Annotated in this window: 13 protein-coding genes; 4 read left to right on the top strand and 9 right to left on the bottom strand. The window is 44.6% G+C overall.

What is annotated here, in order from left to right; translation table 11 throughout:
• Nucleotides 1-41: 41 nt before the first annotated feature.
• Nucleotides 42-1,334, bottom strand: a complete 1,293-nt coding sequence (locus AB4513_RS07990; protein ID WP_102258608.1) for an iron-containing alcohol dehydrogenase — start codon at nt 1,332-1,334, stop codon at nt 42-44.
• Nucleotides 1,335-1,859: 525 nt separating this feature from the next.
• Here AB4513_RS07990 and AB4513_RS07985 point away from each other — a divergent pair.
• On the top strand, nt 1,860-2,123 hold the full coding sequence (locus AB4513_RS07985; RefSeq protein WP_009847069.1) for a GrxA family glutaredoxin: 264 nt from the start codon (nt 1,860-1,862) through the stop codon (nt 2,121-2,123).
• 247 nt (nt 2,124-2,370) lie between these two features.
• Nucleotides 2,371-4,053 (top strand): aspartate:alanine antiporter, encoded by a 1,683-nt coding sequence (locus AB4513_RS07980; protein WP_012604238.1) that lies wholly within the window; start codon nt 2,371-2,373, stop codon nt 4,051-4,053.
• Between the two features lie 184 nt (nt 4,054-4,237).
• On the opposite strand, the gene fabV is transcribed toward AB4513_RS07980, so the two are convergent.
• From fabV to AB4513_RS07960, 4 genes are all read right to left on the bottom strand, one after another.
• Complete coding sequence (gene fabV / locus AB4513_RS07975) at nt 4,238-5,440, bottom strand: enoyl-ACP reductase FabV (protein WP_009847071.1); 1,203 nt, start codon at nt 5,438-5,440, stop codon at nt 4,238-4,240.
• Between the two features lie 209 nt (nt 5,441-5,649).
• On the bottom strand, nt 5,650-7,932 hold the full coding sequence (locus AB4513_RS07970) for an acyl-CoA dehydrogenase (protein ID WP_009847072.1): 2,283 nt from the start codon (nt 7,930-7,932) through the stop codon (nt 5,650-5,652).
• A 63-nt stretch (nt 7,933-7,995) separates the two neighbouring features.
• Nucleotides 7,996-8,625 carry a TetR/AcrR family transcriptional regulator gene (locus tag AB4513_RS07965; RefSeq protein ID WP_009847073.1) on the bottom strand — a complete coding sequence of 210 codons (630 nt, stop codon included), beginning with the start codon at nt 8,623-8,625 and terminating at the stop codon, nt 7,996-7,998.
• A 440-nt stretch (nt 8,626-9,065) separates the two neighbouring features.
• Complete coding sequence (locus AB4513_RS07960; protein ID WP_102258609.1) at nt 9,066-12,875, bottom strand: VCBS domain-containing protein; 3,810 nt, start codon at nt 12,873-12,875, stop codon at nt 9,066-9,068.
• Between the two features lie 300 nt (nt 12,876-13,175).
• Between AB4513_RS07960 and AB4513_RS07955 the strand changes: the two genes are divergently transcribed.
• Together AB4513_RS07955 and AB4513_RS07950 are read left to right on the top strand one after the other, a co-directional pair.
• A complete protein-coding gene (locus AB4513_RS07955) occupies nt 13,176-14,483 on the top strand; it encodes a TolC family outer membrane protein (protein ID WP_102258610.1) in 1,308 nt (435 codons plus the stop codon).
• On the top strand, nt 14,483-15,094 hold the full coding sequence (locus AB4513_RS07950; RefSeq protein WP_032499588.1) for an OmpA family protein: 612 nt from the start codon (nt 14,483-14,485) through the stop codon (nt 15,092-15,094). The genes AB4513_RS07955 and AB4513_RS07950 overlap by 1 nt, the downstream gene beginning before the upstream one ends.
• 237 nt (nt 15,095-15,331) lie before the next feature.
• Here the strand turns inward: AB4513_RS07950 and nhaA are convergent, their stop codons facing one another.
• The 4 genes from nhaA to AB4513_RS07930 form a co-directional block, all read right to left on the bottom strand.
• Nucleotides 15,332-16,495: a Na+/H+ antiporter NhaA gene (gene nhaA / locus AB4513_RS07945; RefSeq protein WP_029222855.1), complete on the bottom strand. Its 1,164-nt coding sequence runs from the start codon at nt 16,493-16,495 to the stop codon at nt 15,332-15,334.
• 275 nt (nt 16,496-16,770) lie between these two features.
• Complete coding sequence (locus tag AB4513_RS07940; protein ID WP_012604245.1) at nt 16,771-17,919, bottom strand: lipocalin-like domain-containing protein; 1,149 nt, start codon at nt 17,917-17,919, stop codon at nt 16,771-16,773.
• A complete protein-coding gene (locus AB4513_RS07935; RefSeq protein ID WP_170962736.1) occupies nt 17,909-20,362 on the bottom strand; it encodes an ABC transporter permease in 2,454 nt (817 codons plus the stop codon). Before AB4513_RS07935 ends, AB4513_RS07940 begins: the two co-directional genes overlap by 11 nt.
• The gene (locus tag AB4513_RS07930) at nt 20,343-21,014 is read right to left on the bottom strand and encodes an ABC transporter ATP-binding protein (RefSeq protein ID WP_009847080.1); all 672 of its coding nucleotides are present in this window, start codon (nt 21,012-21,014) and stop codon (nt 20,343-20,345) included. The genes AB4513_RS07935 and AB4513_RS07930 overlap by 20 nt, the downstream gene beginning before the upstream one ends.
• Between the last annotated feature and the right edge of the window lie 74 nt (nt 21,015-21,088).

The following is a 21,088-nucleotide window of genomic DNA, read 5'->3' as shown; positions in this document are numbered from 1 at the left end:
TTATAGTGTGTCTAGTTATGCCGAGAGCAGATTGAAGACTGTTAGATAGTCCAGCTATTGCCCTTCTCAACCACGCTGTTCTCAGACGCATAAGAATTGATAATGGTAAAGCTCGACTCAGCAGTAGGCTCTTGCTCAATTTGATTCATTAAAGCTCCCTCATGAAGCCCTTCTACACAACCGCACTTCTCGCAAACCTTCTTCAGAATACGTACGAGCCGTTCTTGGTTCAGCGGTAAAGGGTTCCCTTTAATCGCCACTGATTTGAGCGCGTCGGCTGACACCTCATCAAATTGGGCTTCACAGACACCAAATTCCAGTAAGCTTGGAAGCTTGAGCGTATCCAACACTTCAGACAACCAAGAAATTGCCTCTTCCTCAGTTGCTTCTACGTTACCTGTCACTATCTGAGAAATTCGCTGATAACGCGCTAGGATGTCACATCTCTGCTGCTCCTTCGCAGCAGCTATATTCTCTAACATCACAAATGGTGCTAAACGTGCAGTTATCACACTATGAGGAGCCGAGATTTTGCCACCTAGCGCAGAAGCCAAACCATGCGCAGCGCCAAGTTTGGCGTTAGTTATCGCTATTCCCCCTAACATAGAGGAAAACGCGAGATCAGAACGCGCTTGAGGTTCATCGTAGATACACGCCTGAATGACAGAACCACTCAGCTTACGTAAGCCTTCTTCGCAGATCATATCAGTCAGTGGGTTCGGTTCACCGCACACATAGGCTTCCATTAGATGGGTAAATGCGTCCATAGCACCTCGCCCCGACAAATACAGATTCGTACCATGAGTTAGGGTTGGGTCAACAATCGCAACGTCAGCCAGCATGTCTGGGTTTCTAAGGCTGATTTTCACTTGGTCTTGCCCTGATTTCAGCACCGCGTTTTTAGTGACTTCTGCACCTGTACTCGCTGTGGTTGGAATCGCAATGAACGGAAGCGGTTTGGTTTTAAGAGGGACATTACGCCCAACGACTTCAACATAGTCATACAAATTACCTTGATTAGGTAAAACCGCAGCCAACGCCTTGCCCATATCGATGGCACTACCGCCCCCCATAGCGACAACCATATCTGGCTTAAATCGACGTGCGGAAATAGCAGCCTCCTCAACCATTTTGATATTAGGTTCACCGGAAACGGCAATGTGTTGATAGCGCATACTCTGTGCATCGAGATAGTCAGTAACTATTGAAGTGCGCTCTAATGTATTGCCAGTCACCAATAGCACGCTGTAACCGTATTGATTAAAGAGAGACAATGAAGCGGAGAGTGCTCCATCACCAAAGATGATCTTTGTAGATGTCATAAATTGAAACATGGTGCCTCCTGCGCCTATGACCGAACAAAACTGCGAACTCTTGGTTTTTAGAAAATTGATTTCTGGAAATTGGTCTCTTGGATTTTACATTTGAAATTTGATTTTCGTATTTACAACACAATCTCGGCCCCCCAAATACGAATGCACTAAAACATCATAACGTCAGGCTGCTTACAGAATATGGTTCCATACCTAGATAAAGGATGCCTCGTTCTGCGTTTGATTTTTTTGACAAGGTGCAACTTGTCGCACTAAATATCGACTAAAGTTGCAATCTTAGGGGTAATTCACACACTAATATTGAGGGAAATTCACGATGACAGTGGCCAGTAAACAAGACTCTAGCCTTTTATGATTAATATTTGCGCTGATAGGCAAAACCTATCGTATTAAGAGGCAATTCCATCTTTATTTCCCCATGCCATTGAGGCATAGTTGGTTTTAAGAAATTTTGAGTGGCATTCATAAAAGAATAGTTAACATAAATGAGTTAACGAGCCTCATCCCGTATTTAGGAGAAATTAAATGTTTGTAGTTATTTTTGGTCGCCCTGCTTGTCCATTCTGTGTTCGCGCAAAAGAGCATGCTGAAACTCTTAAAGCTAAACGCGATGACTTCAACTACCGTTACGTTGACATCCACGCTGAAGGCATCAGCAAAGCTGACCTAGAGAAGACTGTTGGTAAACCTGTAGACACAGTTCCACAAATCTTCATCGACCAAGATCACATTGGCGGCTGCACAGAATTTGAAGCATACGCAAAAGAAAACCTAGGTCTTTTCGACTAAGCTGGGATTTCTCAAACGAAAATCGAGGCTAAAGCCTAAACAGCTGATAGATAAAATAGTTAGACTGTATGATTGATATAAAGCCCGCTCATTGCAGCGGGCTTTTTTATGACAATTTTTCAACAGGAGTAAGATTAAGGTCAATATCGAATAAAATTGAAAATAGCACTTATAATTTATTTATATTTAGATACAATTCACTCCTCAAACTGATCCTGTGTTTCACGCTAATTATTGAGCAATCACTGTGAATATCGACGTTGTCTTGCTGTTAAAACAAAACCCCATCCTTCTCATTTTTGTTGTGTTATCTATTGGCCTCGCCATTGGTAAAATTCGTTTCGGTAGTCTCCAACTAGGAAATTCAATCGGTGTTCTGATTACTTCTCTTATCATGGGACATCTTGGCTTTTCCTTTAACGCCGACGCTCTCACGATTGGCTTCATGCTCTTCATTTACTGTGTAGGTATTGAAGCTGGGCCCAACTTCTTCGGTATATTCTTCAGAGATGGTAAGCATTACCTCATTCTTAGCCTCGTTGTACTTTCTACGGCTATTGCCCTTACTTATTTTTGCAGTGAATATTTAGGTCTTGGTTTCGGACTTTCCGCAGGCATGATGGCGGGAGCACTAACTGCAACACCAATATTAGTTGGCGCGCAAGATGCACTCAATTCAGGTTTAGCTGAAGTACCAAGAAACATGGACTTGGGTCTGGTCATAGAAAACCTCTCTGTAGGTTACGCGATGGCTTATTTAGTCGGCTTAATCAGTATGATTATGTTTGCCCGCCTTATTCCAAAGCTTCAGAAAGTAAACCTGCACGACTCTGCAGAACAAATAGCTCAAGAGCGCGGCCTAGGCACCTCTGGCCAGCGTAAGGTTTACTTACCCATTATCCGAGCTTATCGCGTGGGACCAGAGCTAATTACCTGGACTGATGGCAAGAACCTTCGTGAGCTTGGCATCTATCGCCAAACTGGTTGCTACATCGAGCGGATTCGACGTAATGGTATTCTTGCCCACCCTGATGGCGATGCCATTCTGCAAGAAGGCGATGAAATCGCATTGGTTGGTTTCCCTGACAGCCACGCTCGTCTTGATCCAAGTTTCCGAAACGGCAAAGAAGTTTTTGACCGTAACCTTCTCGATCTACGAATCGTTGAAGAAGAGATTGTCGTTAAAAGTGACAACATCGCAGGTAAGCGTTTATCTGACTTAAACTTATCCGAATACGGCTGTTTCCTTAACCGCGTAGTAAGAGCTCAAATTGAAATGCCGATGGATTTAAACATCGTACTTTCTAAAGGTGATGTACTACAAGTCAGTGGTGAAAAGAGCCGTGTTCACGGCCTTGCAGAAAAAATTGGTTTCATCTCGATTCACAGCCAAATGGCCGATTTGACGGCTTTCTGTAGCTTCTTCATTCTGGGCATTTTGTTTGGTTTGATCACCATGACATTCGGCCAAGTCTCATTTGGTTTAGGTAATGCAGTTGGTCTTCTTCTATCGGGCATCATGCTTGGCTTCTTACGAGCGAACCACCCTACCTTCGGTTACGTTCCTCAAGGGGCGTTGAATATGGTCAAAGATCTCGGTTTGATGTTCTTTATGGTCGGTATCGGCTTGAGCGCCGGTGGTAAGATATTTGAGCATTTGACCCAAGTGGGTCCGCAAGTTATCGGGATAGCACTTATCGTGAGTGTACTGCCGGTATTCTTCGCTTACCTAGTCGGCGCTTACGCACTGAAAATGAACCGAGCTCTTCTTTTTGGAGCCATCATTGGCGCACGAACCTGTGCTCCGGCAATGGACATAGTAAACGACCACGCTCGTTCAACTATCCCAGCACTGGGGTACGCAGGTACGTACGCGATAGCCAATATATTGATGACCTTAGCGGGTACCTTTATCATTATCATCAGCTAGTTTATTCAGCGTTATAGCGCTTTAGATTAGATATTTTAAATGCACTAATTCATCTTTGAGTTAGTGCATTTTTTATTACTTAATCTCTTTTCTCATCCCAAATCTCTATACTACTTTCCTCAAACTACAGACAAAAAAATAGGCGCTCAATGAGCGCCTATTTCGTTTTATTTTGATTTGTGAATTAGATATCAGCTACATCAAATTCAACAGCTGTCTCTACATCAGCTTCGTAATCAACACCATCAACACCGAAACCGAACAACTTCAAGAACTCTTCTTTGTACTCAACGTAGTCAGTCAGTTCTTTTAAGTTTTCAGTTGTGATTTGAGGCCATAGGTTACGACAATGCTCTTGAATGTCGTCACGCAGTTCTAGGTCATCTAGACGTAGACGGTTCACTTCATCAACTTCTGCTGCGCTGCCGTCTGCTTTGTATAGACGTTGGCTGAACATGCGGAAGATCTGTTCCATACAACCTTCGTGAATACCTTCTTCACGCATCTTCTTGAACACCATCGCGATGTAAAGAGGCATAACAGGAATCGCAGAGCTTGCTTGAGTCACAACAGACTTCAGAACAGCAACGTTTGCAGTACCGCCAGTTTGGCCTAGTTTTTCGTTAAGCGCTGATGCTGCACGGTCTAGATCCATCTTAGCTTTACCTAGCGCGCCATCCCAGTAGATTGGCCACGTTAGCTCTGTACCGATGTAGCTGTAAGCAACAGTCTTACAACCGTCAGCTAGAACACCCGCTTCAGAAAGTGCGTTGATCCAAAGTTCCCAATCTTCACCGCCCATTACAGTAACAGTGTCTTTGATCTCTTCTTCAGTAGCAGGCTCAACGCTTGCTTCGATGATCGCATCTTTGTTTGTATCTACCGCTGTAGATGTGTAAGTCTCACCGATAGGTTTAAGAGATGAACGAATCACTTCGCCAGTCTCTGGCATTTTACGCACTGGAGATGCCAGTGAGTACACAACCATATCGATTTGACCTAGATCTTCTTTGATCAGGTCAATTGTTTTCTGTTTAGCTTCGTTAGAGAAAGCATCGCCGTTAAGGCTTTTTGAATACAGGCCTTCTTCTTTAGCTAGCTTATCGAACGCTGCTGAGTTGTAAAAACCAGCTGTGCCCGGCTTTTTCTCAGTACCGGCTTTCTCGAAGAAAACACCGATAGTTGAAGCGCCGCCACCAAATGCAGCCGCAATACGTGAAGACAAGCCGTAGCCACTTGAAGAGCCAACAACGAGTACACGTTTAGGTGCATTTGCGATTGGGCCTTGAGCTTTTGTGTAAGCAATTTGTTCTTTTACATTAGCTTCACAACCGACTGGATGTGTTGTAGTACAGATGAATCCGCGAATTCGAGGTTTGATGATCATATTCAACTTCCTTAAAAAATCAGGTTAAGGATAAGAGTTTCGTGCGCAAATGGCATCTAATTTCTGTAAAAATGTGGTGAAAATGCAAGTGGTTGGAGCACTCAACTGATATTTGCCGACTAAGTCACCATTTGTTAACGCTTCTATTGCGACTTCTACGACAAAAACAAAAAAGGCACCTTATTAGGTGCCTTTTATCATTTCGTTATCTAAGCAACGCTATTTAGCTTAGGTTTTAACTCTTTTCGCGTCAAAGTTTCACTAAAGTCATGACTGAAGTGGTCAACTTGAATCGCTGTGTAACGCAGTTTATCAGCAGCAACAATTTGGTCGACTTCTTCTTGTGTCAGAACATCGGCAGCAAGTGCTTGAGCCAGTTTGTCTGCCAACAAGCCTTTACGAGCCACTTTGCCCTCTTTCACTGCTTTGAAGATCTTACGCTCCAGAGGCTTGATGCTGTACATCGCATTGAACGCGTTCTCCATAAGGCCAACACTATCATCCTCTTCCTTGCCGATGTAGCAAAGGTGAGTCAGACGTTCACGGTGTGCGCCCGGAGTCATCAAGCTTTCTGCTAGTTGAACTGTTAGGTTATCACTTGGTTTTTCGAAGTGGTTACCTACAGGGAAAACTAGACCTTTAAGTACTTTGCCAACCATCTTGTTCGGGAAGTTACGGTACGCTTCTTGTAACGACTTAGCCGCATTGTGGAAACAGTGTTGAACCGCGTAGTGTACGTAGTCTAGGTCAGCTTGTTGACGACCTTCGTCTTCATACTTTTTAAGTGCAGCAGACGCCATGTATAGGTAACTTAGACCATCACCCAAACGTGCAGAGATAAGCTCTTTACGTTTCAGTTCACCACCTAGCGTCAGCATTGCGAAATCCGCACTCACTGCAAGTGCGCGGCTCAAACGAGTCAAATCTTGGTAGTAAGGCTTCGTTGGACCGCTCATGTCGGCTTTAATGAACTTAGAGCCAGTTAGTGCTGCGCCAAACGCACCAAACGTGTTTTTAGTTGCGTGTGAGATGTGCTTGAACAACAAGCTATCAAAGTCTTTTGCACCTTGCTTCTCATCTGGGTTCGCTGCCGCTTCCATTTCGCTCAATACGTATGGGTGACAACGTGTCGCACCTTGACCGAAGATCATCAGGTTACGAGTTAGAATGTTCGCACCTTCTACTGTGATAGCAACTGGAATACCTAGGTAAGGCGCAGCCAAGTAGTTCATTGGGCCATCTTGAATTGCACGACCTGAATGGATATCCATTGAGTCATTCAGAATAGTACGAGCCATCTCTGTCATGTGATACTTCGCGATAGCCGTTACGATACCCGGCTTCTCTTTCATATCAAGTGAAGTGGTTGTCAGTGTACGAGTCGCTTCTAATAGATACGTTAAACCACCAATACGGCCTAAGCTCTCTGCAACACCTTCAAATTTACCAATCGACATACCGAACTGCTTACGAACATAAGCGTATGCGCCGGTCGTTTTCGCTGTTAGGTGGCCCATCGCCGTACCAAGTGCGGGTAATGAGATACCACGACCTGCAGACAGACATTCCACCAGCATACGCCAGCCTTTACCTGCGTAATCTGCGCCACCGATTAGCCATTCCATAGGAATAAATACATCGTGACCGCGTGTTGGGCCATTCATAAACGCAAGACCAAGTGGATCATGACGCTCACCGATCACAACACCTTCGTGGTCTGCCGGGATAAGCGCACAAGTGATACCAATGTCTTCTTTGTCACCCAGTAGCTTTTCTGGATCGTGCAGTTTGAAAGCCAAACCAAGTACCGTTGCCACTGGTGCTAGCGTAATGTAACGCTTGTTCCAGTTAAGCTTGATGCCTAGTGTCTCTTTACCTTCGTGCATGCCCATACACACAGTGCCGACATCAGGGATACCACCCGCATCAGAACCTGCTTCAGGGCCTGTTAGTGCGAAACAAGGGATATCTGTACCGTCAGCTAGACGTGGAAGCCAGTAGTCTTTTTGATCTTGAGTTCCGTAGTGAGACAGTAGCTCACCAGGGCCAAGAGAGTTTGGAACCATTACCGAAACCGCGGTACTGATACTACGCGTTGCAATCTTAGTTACGATTGTAGAGTTGGCGTGCGCCGAAAATTCACGGCCGCCGTACCCTTTCGCGATAATTAGCGAGAAGAAACGCTCTTTGCGTAAAAAGTTCCATACTTCCTCAGGAAGGTCTCGGTCTTCTTTCACAATTTTGTGGTCATCGAGCATAGCGAGCAAAGTTTCAAGTTCATTGTCCATGAACGATTGCTCTTCTGGTGTCAGCTGAGGTTTTGGGTACTGGTGAAGCTTAGTGAAATCTGGTTTACCAGAAAACAGCTCTCCGTCCCACCACACGCTACCCGCTTCCATCGCTTCTTTCTCGGTGCTAGATAGGGGTGGTAGTACTTTTTTAAAGAGTTTAAAAGCTGGGTCACTTACCCATTTTTGTCTTAGAGAGCTCATAGTTCAGATCCTTTTGTTCACTATATTGTTTGTGAATATTTTGCTTTTTATTGTTTTATTCTTTTATTCTTTTGCTGACATGCCAGCGGCCAAATAAGGAATAAGAATATCGACCACTGCCTTCGCATCTATCTTTCTGTCATAGTCATTCTCTGCAATTTCTATTAGAGCTTGGCTAGATGCCATGGTGAATACACAAGTCCCTAGGGTGAAGTGCAATCGCCAAAATAACTGTTCTTGAGTGAGGTTTGGGTTAGCTTTCATTACTGAGTTGGTAAACAAAGTCAGTACTTCGCTATAACGAGTAGTAATGAACCAACGCAAATGACCTTGCACATCTGTATAGCCTCGACCGATGAGTAACATAAATCGACTCGTACCATTTGGCCTTACATCATTGAGTGCCCTTAGTGGCTGCCTTAAAGACTCAAACACGTCACTCATAGAATACGTTTCGTTCAAATTTAAGTTCACTAGTGCATCTTGCAATGCTGGCATAAATGCTTCTAAGTAACGATTGAGTACCGCACGAACCAGAGTCTTCTTATCGCCAAAGTGGTAGTTCACTGAAGCAAGATTGACATTGGCTTTACTCGTAATCGTGCGTAAAGAGGTGTCATTAAAACCGTGCTCAGCAAATAAGCCTTCAGCCACATCTAAGATTTTGTCTTTGGTTGTACTTCTTGGTGCCATTTCAATCACTCGTATTAAACAACTGTTTGAAATATACGCTTAGAACATTTATTTAACAAGCAAGCAACATCACATTTTCACAAATTGGTCGTACCAGTTATAAGCATTACGTTCTAAGCGATTGAATAGAGGCGCGTTTAATTAAAAAGAGAAAATTAATGAATTTTTTGGGGAACTGAAATGATAATCGAGGGTCATAAATTAAGTAGAAAACAGAGTATTTAGATGTTTAACAGGCCGTCAAACTTGTTTCTCACTGTTTTCTTAATTACTGCATTTTCCTTATTAACTCCTATACTTGTATCCGCCCAAACCGCGTTGGTTTGGGCTTTTTTTTATCTAAGATCACGGTGTTTTTTTTTGGTTAATAGTAGACACAAAAAAGCCCTCGAAACCGAAGGCTTTCATTACATTAAAGTTCAAAGCATTTCACGATCCGACTAGGCAGCATCATTTTTGATTAACTCGGCTAGCACCGAAAGATCATTGCCGAGATCAACCGAAGCTCCCATTTCCGTTGCAATACCTTCAACCACTATGGTTTGAGTACCACTGCCGCCATTGATTGGAATCGATAGTGCGATATCGTCTCCATCAACAGACACTTCAATCATGCCAAGCAGCTCAGCCATTTGAGTTTCATCTTGTGGGTCTTCAAGTAGATCATTTAGGTCAATCAGATCACCGGCGCCCTCCGTATAAAGCTCAAAGTCTTTAATGATATCGGTCCCATTGTCGAGCGTAGAGTCTAGCCAAGTGAAGATGTTGTCTCCGCTATCTCCAATCAGCAGATCGTTGCCTGACTCGGCATACAAAGGTTCATTACTCGCTGCACTAATAACGTTATATTGCTGCGGTTCTTCGATATCTATGGTGACCGTCTCTACCGTGCTTTCTGCGCCATTAGAGTCGACCGCGACATAATCAAACTGCGGGCCTTCAGTTACCGCCTCGTTACCTTGGACATAGCGTAACTCCCAACTGCCCCCTGTCGATGACAACTCCATTCCAACGATCGGATTATCTGGTGATGAATAACTAAAATCATAAAGAAGTTGGCTATTTCCGGTGTCTCCGGGGTCTTTCTGATACTGCTCTGTATGCGTTGTACCATCAGCAAAGGTATAGAGTACTTCAACATAAACATTACTATTGGTGTTAAATGAACCACCCAAACCATCTAAACCAAAATCAACGACCCCTAATGGGTTATTCGTAAAATCGAGGACTAAGGTCTCCTGTTTGTTCATACCTCTACCATCGGTATCACCAATACCAAAACCGACATGAGACTGTTCACCTTGATACTGTTTCAAAGGTTTATTATTGTTGTCTTCAATCGTAACCGTAATCGTATTGCCGTTATCTAGGGTAATAAGTCTCTCGGTTGGTGACACCGCGACGCCCCAATTATAGAAACCATCAACGAGCTCTGGCATATCGTCAGGGTCACCACTGAAGCCCATTTCAAACATTTCTCCTGGCCCGGCAACGAAGCTGATATTATTTGGGACAAACAACACACCGTTGTCGACGTCAGACTGCACAATTTCTCTCGTGACGCCATTTTCATCGGTATACAAAAGGCTGCCGTTGGTTGGCAAACTTTCTATCCGAATATTAAGTGGAATGTCGTCATGATCATCTTCTATATCTGAGATGTAATCTGGCATGCCGCCATCTTCAGAATCGAAGAGGATAGGTATAATCGCGTCCTCATCATTAACGACCGTGAAACTGGTCGCTTCAGGTGCGTCATTGACACCATTGATGGTTATCTCGATAACATGCTCTACACCATCGATGGCGGTGACGACATATCGCTCAATAACCGTGTCGTCATCGTTCAAGTATTGAACCGCATCGTTATCAACGACATAACTCCATGCCCCTTCAGGAGTAATCGTTAACATACCTAGTGCAAGTGCATAAGTAGATCCAACAGGGGTAAACACGCCATTAGGTTTAAATGCAGGCATGTCACTCGTGTCGACGTCAGTAATCGTTAAAGTACCGGACACCGAGAGTTCGTTGGTATCTTCATTGACATCGACGTCCTCTGTCACTTCTCCCACGTCAGAGTCACCTTCCCCAATCGTAATCTCAGATGGATCATCAGCACCATTAATAGTGATTGTCACTTCACTTGTGGTTCCGTCAATCGCAGTAACCGTGTAAACCTCGGTGATAAATTCATCGTCATCGAGATATTGCACATCATCGTTGTCGACGACGTAAGTCCATTCGCCATCGTCGGTAATGGTCAACATACCCAACGCAATATCATTGGTCGAACCTTCAGGATTAAACGTTCCGTTAGGTTGAAAAGCCGCGACATCGTTAGCATCAACATCGGTAATCGTCAGTGTTCCCGTCGCCATCAAGTCGTTACTCTCCGGGTCAACATCGACATCTTCCGTCACCTCACCCATGTCTGAGTCACCTTCTCCGACAGTAATTTCGGATGGATCATCAGCACCATTGATGGTGATAGTTACTTCACTTGTGGTTCCGTCAATCGCAGTCACCGTGTAAACCTCGGTGACAAATTCATCGTCATCGAGATATTGCACATCGTCGTTGTCTACGACGTAAGTCCATTCGCCATCGTCGGTAATGGTCAACATACCCAACGCAGTATCATTGGTCGAACCTTCAGGATTAAACGTTCCGTTAGGTTGAAAAGCCGCCACATCATTAGCATCAACATCGGTAATCGTCAGTGTTCCCGTCGCCATCAAGTCGTTACTCTCCGGGTCAACATCGACATCTTCCGTCACCTCACCCATGTCTGAGTCACCTTCTCCTACGGTAATCTCGGACGGATCATCGGCACCGTTAATAGTAATGGTCACTTCGCTCGTGGTTCCGTCTATTGCAGTAACCGTGTAAACCTCGGTGACAAACTCATCGTCGTCAAGGTATTGCACATAATCGTTGTTGACGACGTAAGTCCATTCACCACCATCGGTAATGGTCAAAAAACCCAGAGCGGTATCATTGGTCGAACCTTCTGGGTTAAACACACCGTTTGGTTCGAAAGCAGCGACGTCGTTATCGTCGACATCGGTGATGGTTAGCGTCCCTGACGTCGCTAAGTTGTTGCTCTCTTGATCAACATCCACATCCTCAGTCACTTCTCCTGTGTCTGAATCACCTTCACCAACGGCTATGTCAGATGGATCATCGGCACCGTTAATAGTGATAGTCACTTCGCTAGTGGTACCGTCACTGGCTGTCACGGTATAAACCTCAGTAACGAATTCATCGTCATCCAAGTACTGAACATCGTCGTTGTTAACTACGTAAGTCCAAGCACCATCAGGGTCGATGCTCAATACGCCTAGCTGTGATTCGTTTGTTGAACCTACGAGGTTAAACTCACCGTCAGCTGAATAGGTAGGAGTGTCGCTGTCTACATCTGTAATTACGATCTGACCAGACGTCACTAATTGATTGGTGATCTCATCTACATCAATGTCCTCAGTCACACTGCCCGAGTCATCGGTAGCGACTGCCGCATCATCAGTACCAATGATGGTGACGGTGATGACTTGTTCGCCACCGTCGGAGGTTTGCACTGTCGTCGTATCTTGAATTTGCTCGCCATCAGCAAGTTCATCAAATGGACTGTTGGCCACGAATGTCCACGAGCCATCCTCATTAACGACAAAAGACCCGACCCCATTTTCGCCTTCCGCATCTTTGGCGATAAAGGTAACGTCCGGATCGTCAATGGTTAAAACGCCCCCGGTTTCAATAGGCTCATCCTGTTCAAACTCAATAACGTTGGTTTCACCTGAAACAAGCGCAAGAGCAATGATATCGAAAAGAGCAATACTTTGAGTTTCGGACAGCCCTTGAGATTCAAGTCCGTCAGTTTCAAAGTTTGTTGAAGCCAGAGTTTCAGCCCCTGTACGTTCAATCCTACCGCTGTTGGTTAGACTTGAGCCTTGCTCACCTGCTGCGGCATCAAACTCTTCACCCAATTCTGTTGGATCAAACCCTTCTTCAATAGCACGTTGAACTTGAGCGATCGCATCATCAGTGTCTATCACGTTTTGCTGACCTTGGTCATCGACAAACCGCGCAGAAACGTTTGGCACGCTCTCTTCAGTTGTTTCGACAGTGACAATGACGTCGCTAGTAGCTGGTTGCTCGCCCGGAGGCAAACGTCTAACTTGGCCTTGAGCGTCGAGCACTATAACGCCGTTCGCAAGACCTAGTATACTTAGGTTGATATTTCCCATATCCATATTCCCACTTCTGCCCAGAACACACCAAACGCGGATCCAATCCCACTCTGCGCTGTGGCTATTTCCTACAATAAATTTAGTAGTGGCATTATTGATAATCAACTCACTAAAGGCATGGAAATGCGATGCTTTTTAAATTAGTCAATAGCAATAGCGACTTACATTCAAAAAAAACCAACAAACTTCGCATTTTTTTGCAAATGTCCTAAGCTTCGTTTAATACCATTCACTCAATTCAACGGTAAACGTAGGTTGGGAAACGGATGAGGCATTGAAAGTAGAAGGAGAGCTACTTTGAAATTGTTTAAATTATCCATAATGTGTTGCTTAGTTGCTGCAGCACCACTCGCCGCTCAAACTCTGGAACAGTCTGTGGCTATTACCCTGGCAACGAATCCAGAGATAAAAAGCATCTTTAACGAATATGTGAGCGTGAAAAAGCGTAATGACGCCTCTGGTGGGGCATACAGGCCGAGTATCGACCTTGATGCCGGTATTGGTTATGAAGGTATAAACCCTGCACCAAATAACGGTCCAGACACGGATCTAACAAGAAAGGAAGCAACGATTTCCCTCACTCAATTGCTGTGGGATGGTTCTTCGACTCTGAACGATATTGACCGTACCGCTGCAGAAGCCGAATCAGTTCGTTTGCAATTGATAGCAGATGCCGAAGACAAAGCACTGGAGGTAACACAAATATATCTCGACGCAGTAAAAGCGACTGAGGTACTGGCGCTGTCAGAAAGTAACCTTGCGATACACAAGAAAATCTATAAAGACATAAAAAAACGAGCGAGTTCAGGCATAGGTTCTACCGCAGACGTTTCGCAAGTAGAAGCTAGGATTGCAAAAGCTCATGGTAACTTATTAGCCGCCCAGAATAATTTGATCGACACACATACCCAATTTAGAAGAGTTGTAGGACAAGAACCGCTAGGTCTGATTTACCCAAGGGCCGACATATCTTGGATTCCACTGTCATTGTCAGATGCCATAGTTGACGCTTTAGATAAACACCCTGTAATTAAAATAGCGGCGGCAGATGTCGACGCAGCACATTTTCAATATAAACAGTCCAAAGGCGTAAACTATCCTACATTCTCTATCGAAGCGTCTCAGTCATGGCGTGATGATGCAGGAGGCGATGAAGGTTCAAGTCAAGAAACGCTCGCAATGCTGAGAATGCGGTATAACTTGTACAATGGTGGTACAGACAGCGCCAATTCAGAAGCTTCTGCTTACCAACTCAATAAGGCGAAAGATCTTAGAGATCGTGCTTATCGCCAAGTCGAAGAAGGACTTCGCCTCTCATGGAGCGCCTTAGATCTCACACTGCAACAGAAAAACTTTTTGTCCGACCATGTTGATTCAGCTTCAGAAACCGTTATCGCCTATGAAAAACAATACCGAATAGGTAAACGTACTCTGCTTGACCTGCTCAATACTGAGAACGAACTGTTTGAAGCACGCAAAGATTATCTGGATGCCCATTATTCGGAGCAGTACGCTAAATACCGAGTGATGAACGCTACAGGTTCTTTATTGAATGCTCTGCTGGTTGATATACCGGAAGAGTGGACAACGGCCGTGGAGTATTAATGATGAAAATAACTTACTTATTACTTCCCGTATTAACGATGACTTTATTTGCCTGCTCCAATCAGCAGCGAGAAGCCTACATCGAGACGCCCGAAGCTGAACAAATTGCCGATCTACAAGACGATGATAAAGATGGTGTAGTAAACGCGCGAGATACCTGCCCTGGTACACCAGAAACATCACAAGTCGACAATGATGGCTGTGGTGAAACAATTCGAGCAGAAGAAGTACGACAGCTGAAAATACTCTTTGCTCATGACTCATTTGAAGTAAACCCAATATTTTCTAGCCAAATTAGCACCATGGCAGAGTTTCTTGAAAACTACAAAAGCGCTTCAATTGAAATCCAAGGTTACGCCAGTAAAGTGGGCTCCAACGAATACAACTTAGACTTGTCAAAGAAACGAGCAAACAATGTACAAGATGAGTTACTTTCGAATGGTATAGAACCAGAGCGCGTGAGAATTGTTGGCTATGGTGAAGAACGCTTAGAAAACGATGGTGACGATCCTACTTCACACGCACTGAATCGTAAGGTAACCGCGACCGTAGTTGGGTTAAGTGAGCAGATCGTTGAAGAGTGGACCATTTTTACCACACTAGAAAAGTAACGTGACATCATCACTGAAAGCGCAAGATGTAAGGTAAATTCGCTTACAAATACAGCTTAGCTTCAAGATCAATAAAGCCGTGATAGGGTTACCCATCACGGCTTTTTGTTCTTTGTCGTCACATGAATCGTAAAGGTGATTCTGTGACTCTTCTTGCTACTCAGAAATTGACTTGTTACTCAGTGAGTAGGCTCCCTCTTAAGCGAACCTACTACCGATTATGCTTTTACCTACCAATTATAGCTTTACTTCTTGATGCTTAGTTTTCGGTAGAGAAATACTTAGCAGGAAGTAACCTAAGATAGCTGCGGTCGTTGAGCCCATCAGGATACCTAATCGAGCAAGCGTATCAAAATCTGCGTTCGTTGGACCAAATGCTAGCGATGAAATAAAGATAGACATCGTAAAGCCAATACCACACAACACAGATACCGCGAAGATGTTCATGAAGTTCACACCTTCAGGAAGCTTAGCGATGCCCGTTTTCACAGCACCCCAGCTGAATAGGAAGATACCCAGAGGCTTACCAACCAATAGACCCATAGCAATACCAAGCGGTAGCATGCCTGTAAGGTTTGAAATTGAGATGCCTTCTAGTGAGATACCTGCGTTTGCAAATGCGAAGATTGGCAAAATTGCAAAAGCGACGTATGGGTGCAGAGCATGTTCTAGATGTTTCAGCGGAGAACGCTCTCCTTTATTGCCTTTCAGTGGGATAGCAAAACCAATGACTACACCAGCCAATGTTGCGTGAACACCTGACTTCAATACTGCGAACCACAGAATTGCACCAACAATAAGGTAAACACTCAACTTAGTTACATGCTTGTTGTTTAGCATGAACAGCACACCAGTTGCAATGAAGCCAACCGTTAGTGCAAGCGTCGATAGATCGCCTGAGTAGAACAGTGCAATGATAACAACAACCCCTAGATCATCGATAATTGCCAACGCTAGTAGGAATACCTTCAAGCTTACCGGTACACGGTTACCAAGAAGAGCCATGATGCCCAATGCGAAAGCGATATCAGTTGCCGCTGGGATAGCCCAACCTTGAAGCGCTTCAGGGTTACTTGAATTGAATAGCACGTAAATAAGTGCAGGAGCTAGCATACCACCCACCGCTGCGATAGCTGGGAAGATTGCTGTCTCTTTAGACTTTAATGCGCCTTCTAACAGTTCGCGCTTAACTTCTAAGCCAATTAGAAGGAAGAAGACAGCCATTAAGCCATCGTTAATCCAGTGTGATACAGACATACCAAGAACATAGCTGTGCAGTACCCCTTGGTACATTTCGTTCAATGGTGAGTTTGCTACAAACATTGCGATCGCCGCAGCGATGACTAGTATGATGCCGCCAGCAGATTCCAATTTAAAGAAGTCACGGATGACGTCGGTCATGATTTCGCCCTTATATTTATTATTTAAATAAACGAATAACAAAGAATAACCACGAGTTTATATCCAAGCTCTATCGATAGATAATCACTTCTTCGGATGTTTAACTTCGGTTTTTCCTACAAATACTAAACAATACGTCGTATATTCCATAATGTTGTTATGCACCATGAATTAAGTATAGATGAGTTCACCAAGGCTGTATGCACAAATAATTCGAGGGTTGTCGGAATATCAAACATAAAAAAAGGCTATCAAATTATAGCCTTAAGTGTTTTTTAGTAGCCAGTTAACTGCATAAAGCCTGTTGCTTCATGGCTTCCGCTCGCCATAATTGGCCCTTCCCAATAGGGTATGACAAAAGGCAGCCACATATCCCTACGTTTGATACGCGTAGTGAGATTGATATCGTGTTGTGGCACGTTAATAATCCATTGGAGCGGCATTCTTCTACCATTCATTAGCGTCGTATTCTGTAATGGCTTGATAGAAATGTCGGAGTCCGTTAGCTGATACACTTTGCCAGAACGAGTTGCCAATGTTCCAAAAACATAAGGCAATTGTTGATTGTGGCGATAGCGGTTAATGCTCAGTGCAGTACCGTCATCGAGATTAAACACGAACCAATCCCAGCCTTGCTGACCGACTCCGAGTAAACCACTGCCCCACTCTTTATGCACCCACGCAGTACCTTCGACTTCTTTCGTTACACCGTCGAGATTCAAAACCCCACTCAAAGATAAAAACGGAGCGCTGAAGTTATAAGACGCGACAGGCAATAAGTCGTGCTTTTTCTGATAGCCGTTATCGCCGTTGAGCACGTATGGCCCTTTCGCAATAGTGTCGAGTTCAAGGCCAAACGTATCGGTTTGTACTTGAAGGCGACCTGGAAACGGTGTGTTACCCAGAGCACGCCAGTTCCAGTTATCAATCCAAATTCTAAATGGATGACTGGTCATACCCGCCTGTCCAATGCCGCCACGCGCCAAACGTTGCTCTTTCCAAACCTTAGATTCAGACGAAATTACCACATTTGAAATATAAACCTGCGGGCTTTGCCACCCCCAGGTTTCTCTCTCGTCAGTTGCTATACGAAAGAAGCTCCACTGTACCGAGTACTTTTTCCCATCATCCCCTTTTAGAGACGCAAAATAATGCCACCACTCATGCTGGAATTCTGGGTGGAACTGGAAATCACGAGGCAACGAAACGCCTCGGTCTGGCAATACAGGTTCAAACACATTGAAGTGCTCACTTACAAGTACTGAATTAACCTCATTCTCGCCCTTATCGCCAACATCGACAAAATAGGAATAGTAAGCCCAGACACCTAAAATAGTGCCAAAGAAACCAATCAGTAATAGAGCAGAAACAAATCGGTGTCTGAGTTTTTTTGAGCCATTTCGTTGAAGCATATTAAAGCGCATCCCTCAGTGATTTCATCGGTGTGTTCCGAATCATTCTCATCACTGGCAATGCACCAGCTAACATTAATGCTGCCATGGCCCACGCAAATGTCTGCAAATAGTCCCAAGGAATCACTTGTAATTCGAGTGACCACCCAAAAGACTGCTTAATGACAATATCGACGATCAAGCTGGCTAACGCCAATCCGAGCGGGATAGCAATCAAGGAAGAAATAAGTCCGAACACAAACAACTGCAAGCTGCCTGTAAAAATCAGCTCTTTTGCCGAGACCCCTAAGCAACGTTGCAATGAAATATGCCTTTGTCGAGACACTTCACCCGCAACCGTCGCGAAAAAGATGCCGAAGACCGCGATGACCAAAGTGATGTTACCCAATGTATCAGCTATCGCGAATGTTCTATCAAACACTCTCATCGCCTGACTGTGAATATTGTTATTATCAAAAATACGCTCAGATCCAAGCCTGAATACGCTTTCCAATCGACTTCGAAGTCCTACGGAATTGACATCATCTTTGAGTATGACGCCTAGACCGACATTTCCGCGTCCAGCAAACCCAGATAGCCAGTTTCGATGTGACATCATGACTTGATGGTAAGGGTTGCCATAATCGTAATAAACACCAACAACCTGCCAACCAGAGCCAAGACTGTCATAAAGGTCTATATAGTCGCCTGGGCGAATCCCTAACTTGAGAGACATCGATTCACTGATCAACACACCTTTCGAATGATGCAGGTGGTACCAGTAATTCGGAATACCTAACTTGATCGTCAGCGCTTCTAATTCTCCTTCAGAAGGACCAGTACTGACCACCTGGGTACTTCCGACAGGGGAAGCGACATCTTTCTCCCAACGCCACCAAACTGAATCGACTTCAGGCTGTTCTGACAGCCAATTACTCATACGTGCAGCGGCGTTGTTGGTTGGGTAGATGTAAAGGTCTGCAGCCAAGCGCTGTGTTAGCCATTTATCGGTGGTATCCCTAAAGCTACCCACCATGGTTTCTACACCAATATTCGCTGTTAACGCTAGCATGAACGCCATTGTCGCCACACCACGATAACTCATGCTTGAAGCGGCATCCGCAAAGAACCAGCGAGCACGAACCCAACGCAGTGAATAAGACAAACTGTTGAACAGCTTCCACATCAAGAAAGGCGTAAACAAAGCCACACTGACGAGCATCAGGGCAATAATCGCAAAACCAGATTCTTGCGTTTGTGGGGCTTGATACACAGCGACAGCTGCAACCAAGAAACCACAACCAATCAATGCTTGCCAAGTAAACTCAGTGCCAGCAAAGCGCATCAAAGATAAACGAGATGACAAACGAATCGGTTGCGACCTCAGCAAACGAACCAATGGCCATGCACACGCTAGGAATGCACCAAGCAACGCCATTAATAAGCTATAACCACTCCAACGCCAACTCCAGCTAAGGGTTAAGCCCACATTCGCATCGTAAAGATCACCTAAACTCGAAGAAACGGCAGGTAACAGTTGGTTTGCCAACATGACACCGAATACATTACCGCAGATCCAGCTCAGTAGAACCAATAACAATAACTCTAAGCAAAGCGCTTTAGTCAGTTGCCAACCAGACACACCCGTTTGTCTCAAGATTCCGACGAGTGGTTGGCGCTGAATGAAAGACAGCGACATCGCTTGATAGAAAATAAACAAGCCAACGACAAACGACAGCATGCCCATCGCTTTTAGATTTAAGTGGAAAGCGCTAGTCAATGACTCAAGCTCAGCTTTAGAGCTGCGAGAGATTGTCAAACCATTGGGCAAAATGTTTTTAAGACGTTCAAACTTCTCGGGAGACATGTCTGAACACGCAATCACGGAAAGCCCTGCACTGCGTTTAAGCATTCGGAGCAAAGATATATCCGCAATCAACCTTGTACCATTAATCAGGTTATTTTGGTCCACTACCACTGGACCTAGCTCTGAACCATCCATCAGTGGAATGTAGTCCCCATCCTTCCATTCCATATGTTCAGCAAGATCATCACTCACTAGGATCGGATATGGTGGTTTCATGAGATCTAACGTGGTGAGTTCTTTTAGGGCAGCACCAGGCTGAAGCTGAAGCATAGAAACAGGGTCTATGCCAATAAGCATAAAGTTTGCACCATTTTCATCAGTGATACTATGGTGGTCAAAAGGAGAACACTGCTGAAAGCCTTCACGACGAAGCTGAATGTAAAAACCTTGCGGGATTTTATTCGCGTTATGTTTTGGTCGAATACGGTAAGGAAGAGGATTCGAAAAGAGTTTTTCGCCATGCGTATAACTTTGCTTGGCGTGTTGGTTGATAGCGGTAACACCAACCAAAAGTGATACGCCTAGGGTTAAACCAAGCCATACCAAGATAATCTGAAGTGGGTAACGTCGATAGTGACCAAGTAGCGCTTTAACTACGGGCCATAACATGCAGTTGCCCTCCTTGTAGGCGAATTCTGCCATCCATATGCAATGCAACTTTCTCACTGTGTGTCACCAGCAATAAGGTACATTCTAATTGACGGGCCAAAGAGGTCAGCAAACGCATCACCGCTTCTGCATTACGCTCATCTAAACTTCCCGTCGGTTCATCGGCTAACAGAATTTTAGGTTCCATGTACAGAGCACGAGCAATCGCTGCGCGTTGTTGTTGACCACCAGACGCTTCTTCAGGGTAACGACCAAGCAAAGGCATCAGGTCTAAAGCAGAAAGAATCTGTCTCCAGAGCCCCTTATCTTCAGGTAAACCTTTTAACTGGCGGCAAAAACGGATGTTGTCGGCAATGTTAAGCGTTGGTAGCAAGTTGAATTGCTGGAAGATATGACCGATGTTGTTTCTACGATAAGCGGTGCGGTCACGCTCGGTCGAGTCGTGCATATCGAAGTGAGGGAAAGCGATTTCACCTGAATCGGCGAGGTCTAAACCCGCGATAAGATTCAGCAAAGTACTCTTACCAGAGCCACTTTCTCCCATTAATGCCAGCTGATCACCTTGGTTTAATGTTAATTCAGCACCTTGCAAAACAGGGTGAAACTCCCCCCCATCGACATAGCCTTTACACAGGTCTGACAGCTTTAACATTAAACAGCTCACATTAGTTAGAATTTGGAATGAGAATCTACACTAATTCCCTGTTAGGAGGAAGTATTTTGAAA

Origin of the sequence: Vibrio sp. 10N.222.54.E6 (assembly GCF_041473955.1) — a bacterium.
In the GTDB taxonomy this organism is placed as follows: domain Bacteria; phylum Pseudomonadota; class Gammaproteobacteria; order Enterobacterales; family Vibrionaceae; genus Vibrio; species Vibrio tasmaniensis_A.
Note: the sequence above shows the minus strand (reverse complement) of the source record. Positions and strands in the feature narration are given on the sequence as shown.